We start from the raw sequence: 1,028 nt of genomic DNA, 5'->3' as shown, positions 1-1,028 counted from the left end.
CACCGGGACGGCGGGCACAATCAGGGCTCGTCGGGGCTCGTCAGGGCTCGTGAGGTGCCGTCAGAGACCGTAAGGGACCGTAAGAGACGTCAGCGTCCGTAGCGGATCAGGGCGCGCACCATGCGGCAGGTCGTGTCGGACGGCGGATGCACCCCGATGCGGCCCGCCATCGTCCGTATCCTCCTGTTGTCCGCCGTCGACGGGTGGTAGACGCCGGAGTCGAGCAGGGCGATCGCGAGCCGCATCGCCTTCAGCCGACGGTTGTGCGTCACATACCATTCGCGCGGCTGTCCTGCGGGCAGCCGCTTCTTCTTCACCGGGGTGCACTCGGGGGCTGGCTCAGGCTTGATCGTCGGATTTTCCGGCTTCGTCATGAGTCTGGCTACGGCCATCGGCAACCTCCAGGCGCGGTGGCGGGACCATCCCGAACTACTGTCCATTCTACTTCCCCCCACTGACAATCACCCCTGGCCAAGCCGGGTTTGAGGGGTCGTGGGGATACATGTTCCCGGGCCTTCGCGCAGGTACGGTGACGGCATGGAGATCTGGATCAACCCCGCCTGTTCGAAGTGCCGCAGCGCCATCGATCTGCTGGACGCGGAAGGGGCCGCGTACACCGTTCGGCGCTATCTGGAGGATGTGCCGAGCGAGGACGAGATCCGGGAGGTCCTCGACCGGCTCGGGCTCGAACCATGGGACATCACCCGGACGCAGGAGGCCGCGGCGAAGGTCCTCGGGCTGAAGGAGTGGGCGCGGGAGGCGAGTTCGCGGAACCGGTGGATCGAGGCGCTGGCCCGGCATCCCAAGCTGATTCAGCGGCCGATCATCACGGCGGACGACGGTACGGCCGTCGTGGCGCGTACGGACGAGGCGGTACGGGAGGCCATCGGCCGCGGGTGAGGGATGCGGCCCCCCGACCGCGCGTGGGTGACAGCACGCGTAGGAGGGGCCCGAGCGGGCGGGACCCGGGCCGCGAACGGGCCGCGCGCCCGGGCCGGGGCACGGAACCCGGGGACACGGCCCGGCCC

At 69.5% G+C, this 1,028-nt stretch carries 2 protein-coding genes; one reads left to right on the top strand and one right to left on the bottom strand.

Annotated features, from left to right (window positions below; genetic code table 11):
• Window positions 1-89: 89 nt before the first annotated feature.
• Window positions 90-392 carry a hypothetical protein gene (locus ACWF94_RS40980; RefSeq protein ID WP_453500461.1) on the bottom strand — a complete coding sequence of 101 codons (303 nt, stop codon included), beginning with the start codon at window positions 390-392 and terminating at the stop codon, window positions 90-92.
• Window positions 393-537: 145 nt separating this feature from the next.
• On the opposite strand from ACWF94_RS40980, the gene ACWF94_RS40975 reads away from it, so the two are divergent.
• The gene (locus ACWF94_RS40975; RefSeq protein ID WP_453500459.1) at window positions 538-900 is read left to right on the top strand and encodes an arsenate reductase family protein; all 363 of its coding nucleotides are present in this window, start codon (window positions 538-540) and stop codon (window positions 898-900) included.
• The last annotated feature ends 128 nt before the right edge of the window (window positions 901-1,028 follow it).

It is taken from the genome of Streptomyces sp. NPDC055078 (genome assembly GCF_053607985.1).
Note: the sequence above shows the minus strand (reverse complement) of the source record. Positions and strands in the feature narration are given on the sequence as shown.